At 46.6% G+C, this 21,340-nt stretch carries 18 protein-coding genes and 1 pseudogene; 8 read left to right on the top strand and 11 right to left on the bottom strand.

Features of this window, described 5'->3' with window-relative positions:
- Nucleotides 1–163: 163 nt before the first annotated feature.
- The 4 genes from FTU86_RS07415 to tusA all read right to left on the bottom strand — a co-directional run bounded on the left by FTU86_RS07415 (nt 164) and on the right by tusA (nt 4,669).
- Nucleotides 164–592: a hypothetical protein gene (locus FTU86_RS07415; protein ID WP_075167225.1), complete on the bottom strand. Its 429-nt coding sequence runs from the start codon at nt 590–592 to the stop codon at nt 164–166.
- Between the two features lie 101 nt (nt 593–693).
- A complete protein-coding gene (locus tag FTU86_RS07410; RefSeq protein ID WP_160241659.1) occupies nt 694–1,608 on the bottom strand; it encodes a DUF4123 domain-containing protein in 915 nt (304 codons plus the stop codon).
- Nucleotides 1,609–4,260, bottom strand: coding sequence for a type VI secretion system Vgr family protein (locus tag FTU86_RS07405; protein WP_180048397.1), 2,652 nt, complete (start codon nt 4,258–4,260; stop codon nt 1,609–1,611).
- Between the two features lie 151 nt (nt 4,261–4,411).
- Nucleotides 4,412–4,669, bottom strand: coding sequence for a sulfurtransferase TusA (tusA, locus tag FTU86_RS07400; RefSeq protein WP_005181880.1), 258 nt, complete (start codon nt 4,667–4,669; stop codon nt 4,412–4,414).
- 198 nt (nt 4,670–4,867) lie between these two features.
- Between tusA and FTU86_RS07395 the strand changes: the two genes are divergently transcribed.
- Together FTU86_RS07395 and lnt are read left to right on the top strand one after the other, a co-directional pair.
- On the top strand, nt 4,868–5,707 hold the full coding sequence (locus FTU86_RS07395; protein WP_005181878.1) for an HlyC/CorC family transporter: 840 nt from the start codon (nt 4,868–4,870) through the stop codon (nt 5,705–5,707).
- Nucleotides 5,704–7,263 carry an apolipoprotein N-acyltransferase gene (lnt, locus tag FTU86_RS07390; protein WP_180036662.1) on the top strand — a complete coding sequence of 520 codons (1,560 nt, stop codon included), beginning with the start codon at nt 5,704–5,706 and terminating at the stop codon, nt 7,261–7,263. The genes FTU86_RS07395 and lnt overlap by 4 nt, the downstream gene beginning before the upstream one ends.
- Before the next feature lie 153 nt (nt 7,264–7,416).
- On the opposite strand, the gene FTU86_RS07385 is transcribed toward lnt, so the two are convergent.
- From FTU86_RS07385 to gspF, 3 genes are all read right to left on the bottom strand, one after another.
- Nucleotides 7,417–7,752 carry a hypothetical protein gene (locus FTU86_RS07385; protein WP_016659636.1) on the bottom strand — a complete coding sequence of 112 codons (336 nt, stop codon included), beginning with the start codon at nt 7,750–7,752 and terminating at the stop codon, nt 7,417–7,419.
- A gap of 401 nt (nt 7,753–8,153) precedes the next feature.
- Nucleotides 8,154–8,591 (bottom strand): type II secretion system major pseudopilin GspG, encoded by a 438-nt coding sequence (gene gspG / locus FTU86_RS07380; protein ID WP_005181871.1) that lies wholly within the window; start codon nt 8,589–8,591, stop codon nt 8,154–8,156.
- Nucleotides 8,592–8,642: 51 nt separating this feature from the next.
- Entirely contained in the window at nt 8,643–9,848 is a 1,206-nt protein-coding gene (gene gspF / locus FTU86_RS07375; RefSeq protein ID WP_005181870.1) for a type II secretion system inner membrane protein GspF, read from the bottom strand.
- Nucleotides 9,849–9,999: 151 nt separating this feature from the next.
- On the opposite strand from gspF, the gene FTU86_RS07370 reads away from it, so the two are divergent.
- From FTU86_RS07370 to FTU86_RS07345, 6 genes are all read left to right on the top strand, one after another.
- On the top strand, nt 10,000–12,222 hold the full coding sequence (locus FTU86_RS07370) for a primosomal protein N' (protein ID WP_168397954.1): 2,223 nt from the start codon (nt 10,000–10,002) through the stop codon (nt 12,220–12,222).
- A gap of 49 nt (nt 12,223–12,271) precedes the next feature.
- Nucleotides 12,272–14,113: a monovalent cation:proton antiporter-2 (CPA2) family protein gene (locus tag FTU86_RS07365; protein ID WP_016659637.1), complete on the top strand. Its 1,842-nt coding sequence runs from the start codon at nt 12,272–12,274 to the stop codon at nt 14,111–14,113.
- Nucleotides 14,114–14,163: 50 nt separating this feature from the next.
- Complete coding sequence (locus FTU86_RS07360; protein WP_075175495.1) at nt 14,164–15,039, top strand: Hsp33 family molecular chaperone HslO; 876 nt, start codon at nt 14,164–14,166, stop codon at nt 15,037–15,039.
- A gap of 411 nt (nt 15,040–15,450) precedes the next feature.
- Nucleotides 15,451–15,912 carry a DUF2147 domain-containing protein gene (locus tag FTU86_RS07355; protein ID WP_005181860.1) on the top strand — a complete coding sequence of 154 codons (462 nt, stop codon included), beginning with the start codon at nt 15,451–15,453 and terminating at the stop codon, nt 15,910–15,912.
- A gap of 392 nt (nt 15,913–16,304) precedes the next feature.
- Nucleotides 16,305–16,643, top strand: coding sequence for a chaperone modulator CbpM (locus FTU86_RS07350; RefSeq protein ID WP_005181858.1), 339 nt, complete (start codon nt 16,305–16,307; stop codon nt 16,641–16,643).
- A 76-nt stretch (nt 16,644–16,719) separates the two neighbouring features.
- Nucleotides 16,720–16,989, top strand: coding sequence for a YdcH family protein (locus FTU86_RS07345; RefSeq protein ID WP_034598128.1), 270 nt, complete (start codon nt 16,720–16,722; stop codon nt 16,987–16,989).
- 87 nt (nt 16,990–17,076) lie between these two features.
- Here FTU86_RS07345 and FTU86_RS07340 read toward each other — a convergent pair whose 3' ends face one another.
- The 4 genes and pseudogenes from FTU86_RS07340 to FTU86_RS13740 form a co-directional block, all read right to left on the bottom strand.
- Nucleotides 17,077–18,303, bottom strand: coding sequence for a CorA family divalent cation transporter (locus FTU86_RS07340; protein ID WP_160241666.1), 1,227 nt, complete (start codon nt 18,301–18,303; stop codon nt 17,077–17,079).
- A gap of 97 nt (nt 18,304–18,400) precedes the next feature.
- Complete coding sequence (gene pnp / locus FTU86_RS07335) at nt 18,401–20,488, bottom strand: polyribonucleotide nucleotidyltransferase (protein WP_171065134.1); 2,088 nt, start codon at nt 20,486–20,488, stop codon at nt 18,401–18,403.
- 247 nt (nt 20,489–20,735) lie between these two features.
- The gene (rpsO, locus tag FTU86_RS07330) at nt 20,736–21,005 is read right to left on the bottom strand and encodes a 30S ribosomal protein S15 (RefSeq protein ID WP_004637724.1); all 270 of its coding nucleotides are present in this window, start codon (nt 21,003–21,005) and stop codon (nt 20,736–20,738) included.
- A gap of 217 nt (nt 21,006–21,222) precedes the next feature.
- A pseudogene (locus tag FTU86_RS13740) lies at nt 21,223–21,340 on the bottom strand (RNA-guided endonuclease TnpB family protein); the annotation flags it as partial.

The raw sequence follows: 21,340 nt of genomic DNA, 5'->3' as shown, positions 1-21,340 counted from the left end.
GACTATATTTAGCTCACGATTAAATGAGGTTCCGACACCAGATACATAAATAGGATGACTAACTTGAATCCCCATCAGCACAGTCTTGTTTTTTTGTGGACCAAGATTATCTACATCTTGATTTGTATTCTTAACTTTTTATATTATTTATCATAGGACACCACTATTTATTATTTTTCTCTTTTCGTAGTTTATTTCTCCATTCTAGCCCTTTCTGTGTAGCATTAGGCATGCTTTCAGAATCTGTAAGTGTAATTTCAACACTATCATCCGGATAGAGATGCACTGCTAAATAACTTTTTCCTTTTAAATCCTCTTTGGTTAAATAAGGAATATTTTTTGCAACGTGTTGTTTACGAATATTTGTTTGCCCCCATGTAACATATTGTGGTCCTGTAATAACTGCCGATCTTTTCGTACCGCCACTACCAATTAACTCTTCATTTAACAAAACATCATATGTGCGATAACTTGGATCATAATTAAAGGAGGTTGTCGTAAGTATATAAGTTTTACTTGAGCCTGCACTGCAACCAACCAAACCTAAAGCCAAGCCTACTGGCAGCATCACAATTTTTTTAAATATATTCATCACATCACCTATAATTTTTAATTTACTTAAAGAATATTCCTAACTTCACGTTTCTTTGATGCCAAATTAATTGTGTTAGCATAAAGTTATGTTTTATGAGTTTATTCGTTTTCGTCAACTAAACTCTCTAAGTCTTCCATCGCCTGATCCATTGTCATCATCTTATTTTTCACTTTTAGCAGCACACTTTGAAGCAGCTCTTCTTGCTCGAAAGTATTTTTATATATCAACGTTAGACAAATAAAATTTAAAATATCCCGAGTACCCTCCAAACCATATTCACGTGCTAATGCTATTTTTTCCACAACATACTGGTAAAGTTCCCATTCATTAAAGCCCTCAACCAAGAAGGGATTATTCAGATTTAGATAATAAATCAAATGGTCAGGAAAGGTTGCTTCCACCATCAATTCTTCTTGTAGTAGCGTAAATGTAAACGGATTTTTCCAATCATAAAATTTCAGAGATTCATGACCATTACCACCGATGATTTTATGTAATTTTTCTTTTCGATCCCAATACCACCAACTATGAATAGGCTCTAATAACACTTTCTTCTGCTGGTCTGATAACACTTGTTGCTGAACATAAAGAGTCTGATCTGAAATTTGACCAACTAAAGTACCAAGAATAGCTGGATCCCAAAATGCTAAATACATCTCTAATCCACCTTCAAATTGGACATTTAGAAATTGTCTCAAATGTGAATATAAACTATCAAAATCTAAAGAACTTATTATTAAGGTTAATCGAGGAGTCCCAACCACGCGTTTAGAGATATAGTGCCACTCGATATTATGATTGTGCCCGAGTTGAACCAAATGAGGTGATATTTCTGCAGCTTTATCACCAGCAGCTTCTTTTAATAAATTGCGATAATGTAAATGTGAATTCTTTTTTAAGAACCAACTGTCTTGTGCTGCATCAGCCAACGCATAAATAAAATAAGTCTTATTTTCCTCAGATGGATATTCTTCAAAAAAATGATGTAAATCAGGATGTAATAAATTTATCATTTATGAACCATCCCCTTTATTGACAAATGCACCACGTTGACTTGCTCTTCGTGCCAAACATTCCCAACACACACTTTGTGGGAAGAATGGTAAGTTCATATTTACTTTCGTGCCAGGTACAAACTGATGCTGACCCGCTTTCACCTCAAATTTACTTGCAGTCGTAGGAAATATCCCTGAAGCATTTATTCTTAGTTGCGAACCGCCTGCGGTCAGTACGATTTCTTTCGCACTGGTGATGTCGACATTTGCCTCAGTCGAAATAATCTGCACCCCCTTTCTGGCAATAAGATCTGCCCCATCACCCTGTGCCTGAATCTCAACCTTGCCTTTACCGGCATACAGTCGTGCACCGTCTTGTGCTGCAAACAGGCTTAGTTTCTGGCTGGCATGGGCAATCAAAGACTGCTGCGTACTCAGGTTAATACTCTCTCCGGCACTGTGACTGATCTGACCATCAGCAGAGAGATGTACATCTTGCTGGCTACTTAAAGCAATAGAGTTTGGTGCACTGAGAATCATCAGTGCCTGTTTAAAAGCAGCGGCTTTGCTTTCATCCTGCTGTTCGATCTGTTCCAGGAAGTTCTTTAAGTTGTCTAAAACTTCTAAAGGATCGGTCTGCTGATTTTTGGCCACTTCACTTAAGGCTTGGGCATTGCTCAGTGAGCTTTCAATCTGGCTATTGGCTTCACTGGCATCGAGATGGTTGCCTTCTGCCTGTGCCTGTGGATGGGTGGAAATCAGCAAGCCTTCTCCGGCACGGACCGCACCCCACTGATCGGTTCTGAGCTCAAAACCTTCACCACGGCCATCACTTTCAGCGCTGGCTTTGGGATGACTTAAGTTCCCCAGATTCAGTTGGGTCGCACCATGGCTGCTTTGCAGCTGGGCTGAAATCTGCTTCGGAGTATCATCAAAACGCAGCTGGTTAAAGCCACTGCCTTCAATTTCCTGTGAGCGGATCCCGCTGAGTTTTTTGGTGTCGGGTAGTTGGCCTTGTTGGTCGAATTGGGTTGGCGAGCGTTCTGCTTCATGTAAACGACCAACCACGAAAGGCCGGTCGATGTTACCGTCAAAGAAGTCGATCACCACAATTTCATTAATCCGTGGCAGGAAACGTGCCCCGTAGCCTTCTCCGGCCCAGGGGGTCAGTACATCCACCCAGGCAGAGTCGGTGTCATTGTCATTGCTGCCAGCACCGCCATCATGCTGATGGTCATCACTGCGGGTAAACAGGAAGCGGACTTTAATCCGTCCCCATTCATCGACATGGATGCTTTCGCCAGCAGGACCGACTACCCGAGCACGCTGCGGATGGGCTGCTGGTCGGTGCTGTAGTGGATGGTATTCCGGGACGGTGCGGATGTTGCGACGTTGCAGGGTTAAGGTATTGCCTTGACGTTCATCCGGGTGTTGTTCGTGTTGAAAACTAAAATGGCTATGCCAGTGGCTCTGGCTGAGTAGCTGGTTAATCTGCTGTTTGAGGTCTTTAGGTAAGTTGTTCTGGTTATAGAACTGTTTGCCGGTAATTAGAAATTCTTTGTCGGCTGCGCTGTGCTGGTCAATTTCCGGATGTTCATTCAGTTCAAACCAGTAGCCAACCTGGGCATCACGGACGGTGGAATGCGCGCTGAAGTATTTGGATTGCAGGTCGTTGTAGTGGCTGAGGTTCTGGTTCAGTTTATCCAGCTGGTTGTTGGAAGAGGCTGTGGCCTGGTCTTCGCCATTTAAATCCTGCATCCAGGCCGGGCTGATCTGCCAGGCTTGTTCCAGGCTCAAGCTGGCATTGTCCTGATTATGGCTGTGCTGGTGTTTGCTTTGCACTGAACCGGCGCCTTCTTCCTGGCTGAGGCTGTCTGACTGCCAGCGTTGCAGATGTACGGCAGTCGGTTGCAGGCTGCGCTGGGCAATCAACTGGGTGATGCTGTCTAATTGTTCGGTGGCACTGGAGCGATGAAAGCGGATGCTGCGGCGGTTTAAAGCACTGTACTGGCTGTTGTCATCAATCAGGCGCAGTTTCTGGGCCTGAATCGGGCTGCTGGAATGTACGACCTGTAACTGGGCTTCATCAATCAGCCAGTTAATCCCTTCACTGCGCCAGAGCCGGGTCAAAAAGTCATAGTCGGTTTCATTGGACTGCATGATAAAAGGACGCACATCCAGTTCCTGGGTCAGTCCGGTTAAGTCCAGGGTCAGGCTGGCGGCAAAGAGTGGGCTTTTGTTTTGCCATTCTTTAAATAGAATCTCGCTGACTTCGCGTACGCTTTTATTCATAAACACGCGGCTATTACGGCGTTTATGCCAGAGTGCAGTGGGATCTTCCAAGGTGAGTTTATAGAGGGTGAGTGAGCCATCACTTTGGCCTTGCGCTGCGGCGGTGATAATACCGCTGCTGCGAAACAGCTGGCCCTGGTCGGTGACCTGATCGACGGCAACTTGCGCGCCGATAAACTGTTTTAACGGAATCTGGGCATTGGTCGAAAGACAGATCAGTTCGGCATGTAAACCGTCATTGAGCTGGTGTTCACCGTCGATGCGCTGTAAAAAAACATCGGTATTTAAGGCAGGCTGAGAAAATTGAATATGGAGGGCACGTTTTTGTGGGCTGAGGCCTAATTTTTCTAGTGCTGCAAATATATTGCTTGGCATCATTGTTCTGTAATAAATAGCTAAAAAAAAGTGTGGCTATTTTATACAAAATAACCACATAAAACATCGCTTCAACCCGGCCGCTTGTTTATCAATATGTAACTATCCGATAAAAAGCATGGCCTTTAAAACCGCGGCATTGTCGGAGGATGACCTAGCCTTTTTTGACCAGATAATGAAATTCTTTATTGCCGGCAGCATCCAGCACTTCTTCCTGTAACAGCAGCTCATGACCCAAATGCATACAGAATTTTGGAATATCCCACGAAGTAGAATTGTCGGTGGCAAAAATCTCCACCACATCGCCCGATTTAGATTTACGAATGGCTTGATGCAACATCATCACTGGTTCAGGGCAACGCAGACCGCGCGTATTTAGCTGAATAGCAGGGGTAATGGATGAATCAGACATAATAAAACTCGGCGAGATACAATTTTTCTATTCTAACACAAAGCCAGCAAAACCACTGATGCTGCAAGCTGGCTTTATCCGCCTGATAAATCATCAAATTCATTGTTTCAGCGAAAGTCGATAAACAATAGACAACTGTATTTTCTGCGGTATGATTAAATCAAGTTTTTTAGATACAACGAGTCTTTAGGAAGGATCATGCACGAGGAATCAGGCCCATCGTGGGGTATGCGTGGCTTACGTAAATGGTTAGGTACTGCACCGGAAACCCGCGATGAATTGCTAAAATTAGTACAAGATTCACGTCGTTTTTTAGAACCCGATACTGTGGCAATGCTGGAAGGTGTGCTGGATTTGCCGGCCACCAAAATCCGTGAGGTTATGACCCCGCGCACTTCCATGATCAGCTTGCAGGAAGATGATGAGCTGCTGGATATTCTGCATGTACTGGTCGAGTCGGCCCATTCACGCTTTCCGGTCTTCTCTTCAGACCAGCCTGACAATGTAGTGGGGATTCTGCTGGCCAAAGACTTGTTACCCTTTCTGACCGAACCAACGCCGAAGGTCGATATCCGGGCACTGATGCGTCAGCCACTGTTTGTGCCAGAAAGTGCGCGTTCCGATCAGGTCCTGCGTATGCTGAAAAATACCCAGACCCATATTGCCATTGTAATTGATGAATATGGCAGTACTTCAGGACTGGTAACCCTAGAAGATATTCTGGAAGAAATTGTTGGTGAAATTGAAGATGAGCATGATCAGGCCGATGCCGAAGCACAATACATTGTGCCCGATCATGATCCGCAGACCGCCAACACCTGGCTGGTACAGGCACTTACACCAATTGAACACTTTAACAATGTTTTAGATGCTGATTTTTCTGACGATGAAGTAGAAACTGTCGGCGGTTTACTGCTTCAGGAAATTGGATTGGTGAGTGATCTGCAAGGTCAAATTATTGAAATTGGGGATTGGCAGTTTAAGATTCTTGAAGCAGATGCACGCACTATTCATCTGATTCGAGCTGTACGTCAATGAGGACTTATTTCACCAAGCTGTTAGATTCATCCCAACAACACAAACAGCTCCCGCTAGTTTATCCCCTACTGATTGCCTTAATCGCAGGTGCCATTTTCAGTTTTGCCCTGGCACCGTATTATTACTGGTGGATTGCCCTGCTGTCTCCAGCCTTGCTTTATGCAGTTTTACGTCAGCGTTCTGCCAAACAGGCCTTTTTTATTGGCTGGGCCTACGGCATTGGCCTGTGGTTTGTCGGTGCATTCTGGCTATATACCTCCATTCATGTCTATGGAGATACTCCGGCCATTTTAAGCGTGCTGATGATTGCGATTATGGCCTTGGCCATGGGGCTGTTTACCGCCATTCAGACCTGGCTGTATCGCCGCTTCTTCCCGGAAACGCCGCTAACTTTCGCTCCGCTGTGGGTGTTCTTTGAATGGGCCAAAACCTGGGTATTTACCGGTTTCCCGTGGCTATTTGTCGGCTATGCCTTTACCGAGCGTTTTCTGGACAGCTATGCGCCTTTATTCGGGGTGTTCGGGGTGTCGTTTGTGGCCCTTATTCTGGCCTGTGCGCTGGTGGAAATCCTGAATAAACGCATCTTCTGGCTGGTGCCGTCATTGCTGCTCCTGGCTGGTGCCTGGGGTGCTTCCCAGCTCAGTTTTGTTAACCAGAAAGATGAACCGCCGCTGTCCGTATCCTTGATTCAGGGCAATATTCCGCAAGACCTGAAATGGCTGACCGAATATCAACTGAAAACCCTGCTGATCTACAGCGAACTGACCCGCACCGAATGGGGCCGCGACCTGATTGTCTGGCCGGAATCTTCCATTCCAATGTTCCAGACCGATATCGAACCGTTTTTAGCGGCCATGAAAACCGAGGCGGAAAAAACGGGAAGTGCCTGGGTCACCGGCATTCCGTATTGGGACCTGCCTGAATCGCAGCAAAATGGCCAGCCGATGTACTACAACAGTATTATGGCCACCGGTACAGATTCAGAAGGCTTATACAAGAAACAGCGCCTGGTGCCATTTGGTGAATATATTCCTTTATCCGGCCTGTTAAGCTGGGTCTTGCCGGCCTTGCAGAATGATCCATCCATGAGTGGTTTTTCGCGCGGTGCCAAAGAGCAAAAACCGCTGATGATTCATAACTCACCGTTGGGTGCAGCCATCTGTTATGAAGTGGCCTATCCGAATCTGACCCGTCGTAATGCCAGCCAGAGTGATTTTCTGGTGACTGTGTCCAATGATGCCTGGTTTACCGGTACAGCCGGCCCGTGGCAGCATTTACAGATGGTGCAGATGCGTGCCAAAGAAAATGGCCGCTGGTTTATTCGGGCCACCAATACCGGTGTGACCGCCTTTATTGACCATCAGGGCCATATTGTGCAGCAGGCTCCAATTGATCAGGAAGCAGTGCTGCGCGGTGAGTTACCGGCAATGCAGGGCCAGACCTTGTATACCCGCCTTAGTGATTGGCCGGTGCTGATCTTCTCCTTCCTGTTGCTGATTTTGGGCTGGATCTATCGTCCACGTAAGGTCGATGTCAGCTTTAAGTCGAGAAGATAATTCGCCTATGAAGTCCCCCTTTATCAAAGGGGGGTTAAGGGGATTAACTTTATAAATCCCTCCCTTGCGAAGCAGTGCTTCTCACCCTTTGTAAAAGGGAGGCGTAATAAAAAAACCGAGGTGCATGCCTCGGTTTTTTTATTTTGTCTATATTTAAAGCTGGGTCACCAGATAGGACAGCATCGCCGCCAGAGAGAGCATCGGCAAATAACGATAGACTTTTACCACTGCCTGCTCAAAGCAAGAGGCCTGTTCTGGTTCTAGTTTTAAAATAGTGGCTTGTAGCGCCGACCAGAAACTTAAGAGCAAGCACGAGCTCATCAGGCTCAGGGCGAAGAAACCGACCATAATCTGGCTGCTGCCTTCGGTGCTTTGCCAGAGATGCAAAAACCCCTGACTCAAGGGAAGCAGGCTTAAAATCAGCAGAACAGACTTCAGCATCGTCCAGTGAAACTGGTTAATTTCATCCGACAAGATTAATGCTTTCATACCATCCTCCAGACAAATATGTGCCTTTTGACTTATTATGAACGGTTTTAATGAAATAAATAGATGATATTGCTCCACATTCCCGGGATTATTGTAATCAGTACTGTTGGGAATAATTCTTATTATGAATCTCAAATCTGGAAGATTATCTTAAATCTATATTTATCAAGATATTAGTATATTTTTTATACTTAAGAGCGGCTTTGTTGCACAAAGATTTCATAACTATATGATTTTAAAAGTTTTGATTATTTTTTGATCCAAAATTAAATTTATTTAAATCAGATGCTTACATATTTATGCAACAAAGCCCTTAAGAGCTATTATCACTTCACCTTTAATTGAATAGTCCAATCAGGTGAAGTGATATATTCTATCACGGCATTTATAATCAAGCCGGCTTAAGGCTGATAATAAATATCGGCATCGGTGCCTTCACCGCCCTGCTGACCATCTGCACCAAAAGAATACAGGTCAAAAGCGCGACCTTCAGAGCCTGGAATTACATATTGAATGTCATTGTCCCAGCTGTCTTTTGGATAACCGCCTTTGACATAACCACCCGGCAACCAGTTTTTAGCTGACGCAGGCTGATTGACCAGCGCATCTAAACCACCATCCTGCATGGACGGATAACGGCCATTGTCCAGCTTGTATTGATCCAGCGCGCCGGCCACACCTTTTAAGGTAATTGCGGTGGTATCGACTTTGGCTTTTTCACCACGGCCCATCACGTTCGGGACAATCAGCGCCGCCAGCACGCCTAAAATGACAATCACCACCATTACTTCAATGAGGGTAAAACCGGCCTGTTTATTCGAATAGGATTTCCGTTGCATCAGGTTCTCTCTTGAATCTTTCATCATTTGTTATCTTCAATGGGTCTCGATTTAAATCATATTATTCATATTGACAATAGGCAGCATCACCGCAATCACAATCACCAGCACAATACTGGCCATCAGCACCAGCATTAAGGGCTCCAGCAGCGCCAGTAAGGTCGAGATGAGCGTGGTCACCTCCCGATCCTGCATGGTCGATGCGCGCTCCAGCATCCGGTCGAGCTCACCCGATGCTTCACCACTTTTAATCATTTGTACCATCATCGGCGGGAAATAACCACTGCGCTCCAGTTGGGTGCCCAAGTTCCCCCCTTCGGTGACTTTCTCGGCCGCCAGATTAACCGAATCGCGGATCACCCAGTTACTGCTGACCGCAGCGCCAATTTTTAAGGCATCAACCAATGGTACACCGGACTGGGTCAGAATCGACAGGGTGCTGGCAAAACGTGCTGCGTTTATACCACGTGACAGTTTACCAAATAGTGGCAGTTTGAGGGTTAAACGATCAAATGCATAATGGCCGGCCGAGGTTTTTAAAAAGCGGACCAACAGGAAGATGCCCAGAATCGTCCCGACCAGCAAAAAGGGCCAGGCCAGACGGATAAAATCACTGGCTTGCATTAACGCCACGGTAATCCACGGCAAGGCGCCTTTGTCCTGATCAAAGGTTTTGACAATATCCGGCACCACATAGGTCATCAGCCCCATCACAATGGCAAAGGACATCAGCATTAAAATAATTGGATAAATCATCGCGCCTTGCACTTTTTTCTGCATGGCAAAGCGGTTTTCGGTGTAGTCCGACAGCTGGTCCAGAATTAAATCCAGATGTCCAGAACGTTCCCCGGCGGCAATGGTGGCAATATATAAATCCGGAAAATGCCCCGACTGCTGTAAGGCATTGGCCAGTGAATATCCTTCTAAAACCTTGGAGCGTACCGACAGCAATAAATTCTGCACATGGACTTTTTCACTTTGCTTGGCCACGGCGCGCAAGGCTTCTTCCAGCGGAATGGCTGCGGCCACCAGTACCGACAGCTGCCGGGTCATTAAGGCCAGATCATAAGCGGTCATTTTTTTCTGGAACCAGCGCTGGGCCTGATGCTTCTGTTTTTGTTCTACCGGATCAACGCTAATCGGGATAAGGGCCTTGTCACGCAATTGCTGACGAATCTGCCGTGCAGAATCCCCTTCTAAAACCCCTTTTTGCTGCTTTCCTGATGCATCAAGGGCTGTAAACTGATATGCAGGCATTGTAATGCTCTAATTTTCCAAAAAATTATTCAACGCAGTTGCGTCTCACCACCAAAATCATTCATATTCTGAGATATAAATTATTTGCTCACTCTATCATAACTCCAGATCGAGCACGACGACATTTTCATCAGGAAGCAGACCCGCTGTTATGCCAAATTCGCCCGTTCATCCCGCCCCCATCTACCGTGTTCGTGTAGCTGTTCCGGTCTATCTGTATGACGGGTTTGACTATATGCTCAGTGCGGCTGAATATCAGCAGGCTGCCGTTGGCGCGCGGGTGCTGGTGTCCTTTGGCCGGCAGAATCTGGTGGGCATCATTATTGAAAAACTCCCGCCCGATCATCCGCTTGACCCCAAGATTAAACTGAAAGCCATTAGCGAGCTGCTCGACCAGCAGCCGATTCTAGATCAGAAAGTTTTAACTTTGTTGACATGGTCGGCGCAGTATTATCAGTTTCCGATTGGCGAAGTGATGCATAGCGCCCTGCCCAGCCTGTTACGTCAGGGACGCCCGTATAATTTACTGGCACGAATGTGGAAACTACTGGATGATCAGGCCGAAGCCAAACTGAAGCGCTCCGAGAAGCAGCAGGAGGCTTATAAAGTCCTGAAGCTGCATCCGAGCGGGACCTCAGAAAATATCCTGAATCTGGCCGGTATTGAAACTGCAACCTTAAAAGCGCTGGAAAAAAAGCAGATTTGCTACTGCGATCTGGAGCAGCAGGATTTTAGCCCAGTGCCAATGACGCTGGCGCAAATGCCGTTAACCCCGAACAGCGACCAGAAACAGGCCATTGAAACCGTACTGAAAGCACAGCATCGTTATCAGGCCTTTTTACTCGATGGTCTGACCGGCAGTGGTAAAACCGAAGTCTATCTGCAAATCATGCAGAAAGTGCTAAAACAGGGTAAACAGGTATTGGTGCTGGTGCCGGAAATTGGCCTGACTCCTCAAACCATTAGCCGCTTCCAGTCACGTTTTCACTGTCATATTGCGCTGCTGCATTCCGGTTTAAATGACAGCAAACGTCTGCAGGCCTGGCAGGCCGCCCAGACCGGCAAAGCCTCCATTATTCTTGGTACGCGCTCGGCAATTTATACCCCGCTGCCCAATTTGGGGCTGATTATTCTGGATGAAGAACACGACCTGTCATTTAAACAGCAGGAAGGCTTTCGTTACCATGCCCGTGATGTGGCCTTATACCGTGCCCATTTAGAAAACTGCCCGGTGATTCTCGGTTCAGCTACGCCCAGCATTGACAGCTATGCCTTAACGGAACAGGGTAAAATGATCCGTCTGGAACTGAACCAGCGTGCCGGCCCGGCACTGATGCCCAAAATTCACATCATTGACTTAAAAGTTGCGCAAAAACAGCTAGGTCTAAGCCTGCTGCTGATTCAGGAAATCAAGAAACGCCTGCAGAAAAAAGAACAGGTGCTAATTTTCTTAAACCGCCGCGGTTATGCGCCAGTGCTGGTCTGTGACAGCTGTGGCTGGCAGGCACAATGCCCACACTGTGATGCCAACTTTACCCTGCATCATAGTCCATATACCCATCTGCATTGTCATCATTGTGGCACCATTCACCGCAAGCCGGAGCAATGTCCGCAGTGCCAGCATAGCGAACTGAAAACCCTGGGTATGGGCACAGCCAAGGTTGAAGAAAACCTACAACAGCTGTTCCCGGACTATGAGGTGGTGCGGGTAGACCGCGATTCCACCAGCCGCGTCGGCAGCTGGCAAAAAATTTATGACCGCATTCAAACCAGCCAGCCGCTGATTCTACTCGGCACCCAAATGCTGGCCAAGGGTCATCATTTTCCTTATGTCACCTTAGTAGCGATTTTAGATATTGATGCTGGCCTGTTAAGTGTTGATATCCGGGCACCGGAACGGACTGCGCAGCTGATTGTGCAGGTGGCCGGTCGTGCCGGTCGCGGTGAGCATAAAGGCGATGTCTATTTACAGACCCTGCGTCCTGATCATCCGCTGCTGAGCACGCTGGTCGAGCAGGATTATCGTGCCTTTGCCCGGCAAACCTTAAAAGAACGTCAGGCTGCCCTGCTGCCCCCATTTCGCTATACCGCCCTGATTCGCTGCGAATCTAAAAGTCAGGAGCAGAATCAGCAGTTTTTACAGCAACATGCTCAATGGCTGCGAGAAAATTCTGAACAGTTAATTGATATCTGGGGACCGATTCCGGCACCAATGGAACGCAAGGCCGGCCGCTATCAGGCCCATTTAGTATTGTTGTCGCAAGATCGTGCCCGTTTACATTTTTATCTACGTGCATGGTGGCAAAATATGTTGCATCACAAGCCATCAAATATGAAACTTAGCTTAGATATAGACCCTCAGGAATTCAGTTAACCACTGACTTGGCTGCAGCCTGAGGGCACCATAACTCCTAGGATTGTCGATGTCGTTACTGCTGCAAATCACCCTGTTTCTGGGTGCCTCTTTATTACTGGTTCCGCTGCTCAAGCGTTTTGGGATTGCCACCGTACTCGGCTATCTGTTTACCGGTATTTTATTGGGCCCGAGCGTGTTCAATATCGCCAGCGACCCGGAAGCCATTCAGGAACTGGCTGAATTTGGCGTCATTTTACTGATGTTCATTATTGGTCTGGAACTGCGGCCCCAGCGGCTCTGGCAAATGCGTCAGTCGATTTTTGTCATGGGCAGCGCGCAGGTGGCCGTCACTGGCCTGTTACTGGCGATTCTGGTGTTTTTCAGTTTGCAGCAGCAGATTGCCGCCAGCCTGATTATTGGTTTTGCCCTGGCCCTGTCCTCAACCGCCTTTGTGCTGCAACTTTTAAATGAAAAACAGCAACTGAACAGCAGTTATGGCCAGCAGTCTTTTTCAATTCTGCTGTTTCAGGATATCGCCGCCATTCCATTAATTGCGATTATTCCCTTGCTGGCCGGTACCGAATCGACCCATCACGGGCTGGCCTATTTCGCCGCGATTCTGGCCACCTTTAGCGGACTGTTTTTATTTAGCCGTTATCTCATGCGCCCGTTTTTCCGTTTTGTTGCCAAAACCGGCGCGCATGAGCTGATTACCGCGGTCGGCCTGTTTATTGTGCTGGCCGTGGTCTGCCTGATGGATGTCTTGGGGATTAGCACCACGCTTGGCGCCTTCCTGACCGGGGTGCTACTGGCCGATTCCGAATTCCGGCATGAACTGGAAGCCAGTATTGCACCGTTTAAAGGACTATTGCTGGGCCTGTTTTTCATGACCGTGGGGATGACCACTCAGATGTCTCTGCTGATCGACAGTCCGCTGTTCATTCTCGGCGGCGCCTTAGTACTGCTGTTGGTGAAATTTATTTCCCTGACCGCAATTGCCCGGTATTTTAAATATTCCTGGCAAAACAGTTTGCTACTGGCCACCTGTCTAGCGCAAGGCGGTGAATTTGCCTTTGTGGTGTTACAGGTTGCCTTAACAGAAAAAGTGGTGGCACAGGCCATTTTAGAGCCAATTACCCTGATGGTGACCCTGTCGATGGTGCTAACCCCGGTGCTGTACTGGTTCATGACCAGCCAGGTGATTCCGCGTCTGAATCAGGACAAGACGCCGGAATATGACCAGATTCCCGATGCGCATCCAGCGCTGATTATTGCCGGTTTTGGCCGGGTCGGGCAGATTATTGCACGGGTGGCCTATTTGCAGCACCTACCCTATACCGCCATTGACAGCAACCTGGATAAAGTCGATTTTGTGCGCAATTATGGCGGCAAAGTCTATTATGGCGATGCCACCCAGCCCGATATTTTACGTGCCGCCGGGATTGAACATGCCAAGACCTTTATTCTGGCCATTGATGATATTGAAGACTCGATGAATGTGGCTCGGCATATCCGCCTGAATTATCCACAGCTCAAACTGCTGGTGCGTGCCCGTGACCGCCATCATGTGCATTTATTGCGGGATTTAGGCGTTGAACACATCTGGCGCGAAACCTATTTATCTTCTTTAGGGATGGCCTATTGCGCGCTGCGCGACCAGGGTATTGCTGAAGAAGATGCTTACAAGAGTATCGAATTGTTTCGCAGTTATGATGAAAAATTACTGGCCCAGCAGCAGAACATTTATACCGATGAGCAAAAAATCTATGAAACTCATCGCAATGCACTGGCCGAGCTGGAGCACCTGTTCGAGAATGATGCCCAGGTCCGGGAAAGCCCGACCGGTGTAGATTTAAAGCGTTCACTACAAAACCATCATATTGATGTAACACGTAATGAATCAAACTGACTTGTGATTTACAATATCATCACCATTAATGCAGGGTTATGGAGAATTTTATGTCTGATTTACGCCAACGCTTTTTTATTGAAGATAGCCCTGTCCGCGGTGAGATTGTTCATCTTGAAGAAGCCCTGCAAACTATTTTGGCCCAACGTGACTATGCGCCAGCCATTCAGGTCCTTTTGGGAGAAATGCTCAGTGCCACCGCTTTGCTGGCCAGTACCTTAAAAATTAAAGGTCGGATTAGCCTGCAAATTCAAGCCAGCGGTACCTTTAAATGGGCAATGGCCGAATGTAACCATCTGGGTGAAATTCGTGCTTTGGCAGATTATGAGGCAGATCCGCATTTCCAGCAGGCTGAAGACAGCAGCACGGTACTCAAAACCTTGGTTAATCCGGTGCTGTTTATTAATATTGAACCAGAATTTGGTGAGCGTTATCAGGGTATTGTGCCTTTAGACAAGCCAAATCTGGCCGGCTGCCTGATGCAATACTATGATTTATCTGCACAAATTCCCACCCGTATTGTACTGGCCAGCAACGACCAGCGTTCTGGCGGCTTGCTGATTCAGCTGTTACCGCGAAATAGCGAAGAAGAACAGCAACGTGTAGATGAAGATTTATGGCCACGTCTGACCATGCTGACCGAAACCCTGAAAACCAGCGAACTGACCGATCTGGAAGTTCAGGAAGTATTGTACCGTCTGTACAACGAAGAAGAAGTACGTCTGCCAGAAGTTGAACATCTTAAATTTGGCTGTACCTGTTCCAAAGAACGCTGTGCTACGGCACTGACCCAGATTGGGGCCAATGCAGTACGCGAAACCCTGGAACATCAAAACCCGATTGTGATGGATTGCCAGTTCTGTAATGCACGTTATCAGTTTACTGCAGAAGAAGCACTCGGCCTGTTTGGTGAACACCTAAGCTAAGCTGTACAATTTAAAATGTCCGAGAGATCAAATTGGAGAACAGTTTGGTCTCTTTTTTATGTTCAGTTTTATGCGTTTATTCAATCTTTATGACCCTGCAGATATAGGTTCAAATAGCGCACGCTTTTTGCTGAACTCAGCATCAATCTCGCTCAAGCTGTTACTCATCTTTTTTAAGCTATGGGGTTGCGACAAACCGTACCAATTTATTCATCTAGCGTACGCACACATTCTCTGTATAACCTGACCGATGAATTCAAGCGCGCGTAATAGCTGCAACCACTTAGCGGTTTACTGCCTTATTGTGATCGTTTTCACTTATTATTTCATTGATTTAACAGTATTTTCTTCTATAGAATTAGGCACTTTACTCTAATTTTAATAACGCGCATGGCGTTGGGGATAATAATCATGAAAAAGGGGTTTACAGGGATTGTTGCTGGATTGCTTTTGGCAACAGTTTCAGGTGTATCTTTCGCAGAGAATGATCCATTGGTGGGGAAATGGAAAACAATTGATGACCGTACCAGTTATTCCCGTGCCGATGTCGAAATCCGTAAAAAGCCAGATGGCACCTATGAAGGTATTATTGTTGAAACCCGCAACATTCCGGGTGCAGAAAAAATGAATATTTGCCACCAATGTCCGGGCCAGCTTAAAAACAAACCGTTTATCGGCTTGCCATTTATCTGGGGCTTTAAGCAGGATCCAAAAAACCCGTTACAGTTTGTGCAAGGCAGTGTACTCGACCCGATTGGTGGCAAAGTCTATAAAGGCAAGGCACGCCTAAGTGCCAACGGTAAACGCCTGACCTTACGCGGCTATGTCGGTGTTTCCGTGATCGGTCGTAGTGTGACCTGGATTAAATACTGATTCTTCAACAAGTTTACAAGAGGCTTCTACGGAAGCCTTCATTTTATCTTAATGATATGGACATAATTTGAAACAATATAGTTGCTCTACCCTCTGTCCGTCCCTCTCGAAAGCCTGAATAATGAATAAAATTTAAACAGTTTATTTAAGCTGAAGGTAGGCCTGTTGACTGTTCTTGCTGCCAGCAAAATGGCGAAAAAGCAAGCAAGGCTACGTTTCAAGCACAAAGGAATACCAAACAAAACAGCCAAATGCTGAAATATGGTTTTAAATAAAATTAATCCTTCAGATAAAACAACAAGAGCGCAGCGCATAGACCCAAAATTGCGATAGAGCAACCCATGCATCTGCTCTTCCTTGTTTTAACAAGTTCAAGCTAAAAGGAGTAAGCCATGACCACGATCCAATATCGCGAAAACTCCCAGTCTGGTCGCCCACAAGCTGAAATTATAGATGAGCGCGTATCTTTTGATTTAGAGCATTTTGCTGAAGCTTGTGGTCAAAGCCCAGAATGGGTATTACAGCTTTTAGAATATGACATTCTCCCTTCACGTCCGGAAGAACGGATTCACCAGTTCTTTGGGGAAGATGTCTCTCGTGCCCGCCAGGCCTATCGCCTGCAACGCGATTTTAATGCCAGCTTTTCTGCCGTCGCCATGATGCTCGACCTGATTGATGAACTGCAAAATTTGCGCAAAGAAGTCAAACATCTGCATTTAAGACAAAGCTAGGCACCACGCCATTTACTCTCTACAGGGAAATCTGCGTATTTCCCTCTCTTTATTTTTGGGAAAATAGACGGTCGCAATGAAAACAAAAGAATGCAACAAAAAGGTCAAACTCATGTTCCCGGAGTTTCGGGAATTAATGCAACAACTGCGCGAAGACAACCCACATTTTGCGCGCCTGTTTGAAGATCATGAACATCTGGACCGGAAAATCAGCCAGCTCGAGCTTGATCCGGTTCATCAGATTAATGATGATATCGAGGCGCTGAAACGCAAAAAATTAAAACTGAAAGATCAGATTTATCAGCTTTTGCAGCAGGCCCAGCAAAATCCTTCATCTTCACCTTAACCGGTTTTTATTGCAGTGCGATGAAATCTGCATTCTGCCCGAAAGAAAGTATATGCTTTCTTTCGGGCAGGCAAATGAAGGACTGCGTTATTTTGGTTTAAGCTGAGAATCTCGAAGAGCGTTCTGACCTTCCGGTGGTAACGGCTTGCCGGGCACATAATCCAGAAACCAGAACAGGTCAATCCGGGTCCGATCCGGTCGCTGCGAAAGCATGTCCAGCACACTTTTTTCACCGCGTCCCACCATATGCCGCCGATAAAAATAATACAGCAGCAACAAGGTGGTAATAAGCATGGTGCCAAGCATCACCCAGAAAGCATAGGGTGAACCCAGCCCCGGAATCATCACGAAATTCATGCCATAAATTCCGGTTAACAGGGTTAAGGGTGCAAACACCGCGGTAATAATCGCCAGAATCCGCATATTTTCATTGGTCTGGTTGGCAATGGCAGAAAAATGCAGATCAATGGCCGCCTGAATGGCACTTCTTAAACGCAAGGTATGTTTTTGGATGCGGGCCACATGGCTGCTTAAGTCATCTACCCGCACCAGCATGATTTCCTGTTTTTCACTGCGTTTCTTGCCTTTTAAATGCAGATAGTTTTCGACAATTTCATCGCGCAGTTCCTGCAAGGTATCAATCTGTTCTTCACACAGATTTTCCACATGCTGAAATGCCATATTTTCCTGTAGCAACTGATGCCACTGGTTAAAACGGCGATGGCCCTGCAACAGCTCACGCTGCCAAAACTCGACCCGGCGGGTTAAAGGATGGCGCAGATTTAAATAGTCATCGACCATACTGTTCAGTAAACGTAAGGCCAAATCTAGAGGCGAGGTTGCCAGTTTTTTCGGTTTATTCTGCTCTTCAGCTGGCCGGCTTAAAATGGTATCTAAACGGGCAATATAATTTTCAATGGCTTTATTGCCCTGCTCACGCACCGTAATAAGCACCTGCGGGGTCAGAATAAAACTGACTGGTGTGATGCTTAAGCCAAACACATGCTCATGCGCTTCGTCATTAAAGTTATAAATCTGGTCATCCGGGGTAATCAGTTTGCGGAAAATCAGCAGGTCATAATCTTCCAGACTATCGAAATTGCAGGGATGTTCCAGATTTAAAATATCGCGCAGATGATATTCGTTCAGCCACAGCTGGGTGAGCTGCAGTACCTGTTGCTGCCACTGTTCCGGATGCTGGCGTACATCTTCCCGGGTATAGTCCAGCCAGATAAATTCTGCCTCGGCGGCCGGCTCCCGATGCAGAAATAACTGTTGTGTGGTGTCATGAAGGGAAAAATGATACTGTTGCATCCGCGTGCATCCACATTCCTGTCATTTTATTTTGCGATCATGCCATAAAAAAGCCCGCTTCATAAAGCGGGCTTTTTCAATTCATCAGGGCCTGAAATTAAGCCTGATCAATGTCTTTCATGGTTAACTTGATACGGCCACGGTTGTCGACATCTGCAACCTGGACTTTCACTTCCTGGCCTTCTTTCAGTACGTCAGTCACGTTGGCTACACGCTCATTTGAAATTTGAGAAATGTGCAGTAGACCATCTGTACCCGGCATGATGTTTACGAAGGCACCGAATTCAACAATACGAATTACTTTACCGGCGTAGATTTTGCCTGGTTCAACTTCAGCAGTTAAAGCCTGAATTTTGGCAATAGCCGCTTGTGCAGCTGCTTTGGTTTCACCAAATACGCGAACGGTACCGTTGTCTTCAATATCAATTGCCGCTTTGGTTTCTTCAGTGATTTGACGAATGGTTGCACCGCCTTTACCAATCACGTCACGGATTTTGTCCGGGTTGATGGTAATGACCTGGAAGGTAGGCGCATGCATTGAAATTTCTGGACGTGCACGTGAAATCACTTTGTTCATTTCGTTCAGGATGTGCATACGACCGGTATAAGCCTGGTTCAATGCCACTTCCATGATCTCTTCAGTGATCCCTTCGATTTTGATGTCCATTTGCAGCGCAGTAATACCGTTGGCAGAACCGGCAACTTTAAAGTCCATGTCGCCCAGGTGGTCTTCGTCACCCAGGATGTCAGAAAGCACTGCGAAACGCTCGCCTTCTTTGACCAGACCCATCGCAATACCCGCAACTGGTGCTTTTAGTGGAACACCGGCATCCATCAGTGACAGAGATGCACCACATACAGACGCCATAGAAGATGAACCGTTCGATTCAGTAATGTCCGATACAATACGGATTACGTACGGGAAGCGGTCAGCAGCTGGAAGAACCGCTTGTACACCACGACGTGCCAGACGACCGTGACCGATTTCACGACGTTTAGGACCAGACTCACGACCCGTTTCACCAACCGAGTAAGCCGGGAAGTTGTAGTGCAACATGAAGTTGTCAGTTTTGGTTCCAGCCAGGGTATCAACCATTAATGCATCACGGGTGTTACCAAGAGTCGTTGTTACCAACGCCTGTGTTTCACCACGGGTGAACAGCGCAGAACCGTGAGCACGATCAAGAACGCCCACCTGTACATCTAACGCACGTACAGTTTTGGTGTCACGACCATCAATACGCGGCTTACCAGACAGGATGTTGTCACGTACAGTGCGGTATTTCAGATCTTCAAACAGTTCATTCAGGTCATCTGCGATGCCATCTACATCTTCTTCAGGTACGAACTGCGCAACCGCCTCTGCTTGCAATGCATCCAAAGCAGCATAACGGTCTTGTTTGATTGCAATGGTATAGGCTTCAGAGATTTTCGCTTCAAACGCTTCTTTTAATTTCGCGCGAAGGTCTTCATTTTTCTCTGGTGCAGTCCAGGTTGACTCAGTTGCGCCAGCCGCTGCTGCAAATTCATTAATCGCCTGAATCGCAATTTGCATTTCGTCATGACCGAATAACACTGCGCCCAGCATCTGGTCTTCAGACAGTTCTTTCGCTTCAGATTCAACCATCAGTACTGCAGCTTCTGTACCTGCAACCACGAGGTCAAGGTCAGACTGTGCCAGCTGTTCGTGGTTCGGGTTCAGGATGTATTCACCGTTGATTAAACCCACACGTGCTGCACCAATTGGGCCACGGAACGGTGTACCCGCAATTGCCAGTGCTGCTGAAGTACCTAACATGGCAGCAATATCCGCTTCCATGGTTTTGTCAGAAGAGACAACTGTTGCTGTTACCTGGATTTCGTTGTAATAACCTTCCGGGAACAATGGACGAATTGGACGATCAATAAGACGTGAAATTAAAGTTTCTGCCTCAGACGCACGGCCTTCACGTTTGCCATAACCACCCGGAATACGGCCAGCAGCGTATTGCTTTTCTTGATAGTTTACGGTTAGTGGGAAAAAGTCCTGACCGGCTTTTGCTGTTGGCTGTGCAACTACCGCCACCAGTACCGATACACCACCCATGGTGATTAAAACCGAGTTGGCCTGACGTGCAACACGACCGGTTTCCAGTACCACGTTGTACTGACCATATTGGAATTCTTTACGAATAATATTAAACATTGACATGTATTTTTGTTTCCTGATTTTATTCTAGTGGAGACCCCTAAGGTTTGGCATTCACGACTCAGGTTCAAGTAAATGACAAAGCTTAGAAGCCGACCTCACTAGAAATATAGGTTTTTTAAACACAAAGAAGGAGCGAAACAATCGCCCCTTCTTAATTACCCGGTCAACACCGGGTACACTTTAGTTTTCAGACATACAGCGCAACGCATGCAATAACCCGAAAATAAAAGTCTAAATCGAATTAACGACGTAAACCTAAAGCACCGATCAACGCAACATAACGACCGTGATCTTTACCGTTTAAGTAGTCTAATAATTTACGACGTTGGTTAACCATACGGATCAGACCGCGACGGCTATGGTGGTCGTGTTTGTGCTCTTTGAAGTGACCTTGTAAGTCATTGATTTGAGCAGTTAAAAGAGCTACTTGAACTTCTGGTGAACCAGTGTCGTTTTCAGCACGAGCAAATTTAGCGATGATCTCTGCGCGATCTGCGTTTGTTAAAGCCATTCGATTTCTCCGAGATGCTTATAAAATACCTTGATAAAAATCAAACCGATGTCAAGCATCTGTCTGACTGCCGTGCATCACTACAGCAAGTGCATTATTTTAAGACAAAACCGCTTAAATTGCAAAACACAACGCGAAAAAGCCATGAATTATCCGATGCGATGTCACATGAATGATGCAGCGTCTACCCGGAGGATTGATTCTATTCTTGACATCCTCACCCACCTGAAAGGAGGGTGATTCCTACTGCTAGACGCTTATGCCCAAGCGCAAGTATGTTCTTGGCGGAGTTTAAATCGCGTTGATTTACACTTCCGCATTCACATTCCCATACT

The organism is Acinetobacter sp. YH12155, from assembly GCF_013418255.1.
Taxonomy (GTDB): domain Bacteria; phylum Pseudomonadota; class Gammaproteobacteria; order Pseudomonadales; family Moraxellaceae; genus Acinetobacter; species Acinetobacter indicus.
The sequence above is the reverse complement of the archived record's forward strand: the minus strand, read 5'-3'. Positions and strand labels throughout refer to the sequence as shown.

Bases quoted from the DNA above. Each gene is read 5' to 3' on its own strand.
- FTU86_RS07415 (WP_075167225.1), bottom strand. From the start codon at position 592: ATGAATATATTTAAAAAAATTGTGATGCTGCCAGTAGGCTTGGCTTTA.
- FTU86_RS07410 (WP_160241659.1), bottom strand. From the start codon at position 1,608: ATGATAAATTTATTACATCCTGATTTACATCATTTTTTTGAAGAATAT.
- FTU86_RS07405 (WP_180048397.1), bottom strand. From the start codon at position 4,260: ATGATGCCAAGCAATATATTTGCAGCACTAGAAAAATTAGGCCTCAGC.
- tusA (WP_005181880.1), bottom strand. From the start codon at position 4,669: ATGTCTGATTCATCCATTACCCCTGCTATTCAGCTAAATACGCGCGGT.
- FTU86_RS07395 (WP_005181878.1), top strand. From the start codon at position 4,868: ATGCACGAGGAATCAGGCCCATCGTGGGGTATGCGTGGCTTACGTAAA.
- lnt (WP_180036662.1), top strand. From the start codon at position 5,704: ATGAGGACTTATTTCACCAAGCTGTTAGATTCATCCCAACAACACAAA.
- FTU86_RS07385 (WP_016659636.1), bottom strand. From the start codon at position 7,752: ATGAAAGCATTAATCTTGTCGGATGAAATTAACCAGTTTCACTGGACG.
- gspG (WP_005181871.1), bottom strand. From the start codon at position 8,591: ATGCAACGGAAATCCTATTCGAATAAACAGGCCGGTTTTACCCTCATT.
- gspF (WP_005181870.1), bottom strand. From the start codon at position 9,848: ATGCCTGCATATCAGTTTACAGCCCTTGATGCATCAGGAAAGCAGCAA.
- FTU86_RS07370 (WP_168397954.1), top strand. From the start codon at position 10,000: ATGCCAAATTCGCCCGTTCATCCCGCCCCCATCTACCGTGTTCGTGTA.
- FTU86_RS07365 (WP_016659637.1), top strand. From the start codon at position 12,272: ATGTCGTTACTGCTGCAAATCACCCTGTTTCTGGGTGCCTCTTTATTA.
- FTU86_RS07360 (WP_075175495.1), top strand. From the start codon at position 14,164: ATGTCTGATTTACGCCAACGCTTTTTTATTGAAGATAGCCCTGTCCGC.
- FTU86_RS07355 (WP_005181860.1), top strand. From the start codon at position 15,451: ATGAAAAAGGGGTTTACAGGGATTGTTGCTGGATTGCTTTTGGCAACA.
- FTU86_RS07350 (WP_005181858.1), top strand. From the start codon at position 16,305: ATGACCACGATCCAATATCGCGAAAACTCCCAGTCTGGTCGCCCACAA.
- FTU86_RS07345 (WP_034598128.1), top strand. From the start codon at position 16,720: ATGAAAACAAAAGAATGCAACAAAAAGGTCAAACTCATGTTCCCGGAG.
- FTU86_RS07340 (WP_160241666.1), bottom strand. From the start codon at position 18,303: ATGCAACAGTATCATTTTTCCCTTCATGACACCACACAACAGTTATTT.
- pnp (WP_171065134.1), bottom strand. From the start codon at position 20,488: ATGTTTAATATTATTCGTAAAGAATTCCAATATGGTCAGTACAACGTG.
- rpsO (WP_004637724.1), bottom strand. From the start codon at position 21,005: ATGGCTTTAACAAACGCAGATCGCGCAGAGATCATCGCTAAATTTGCT.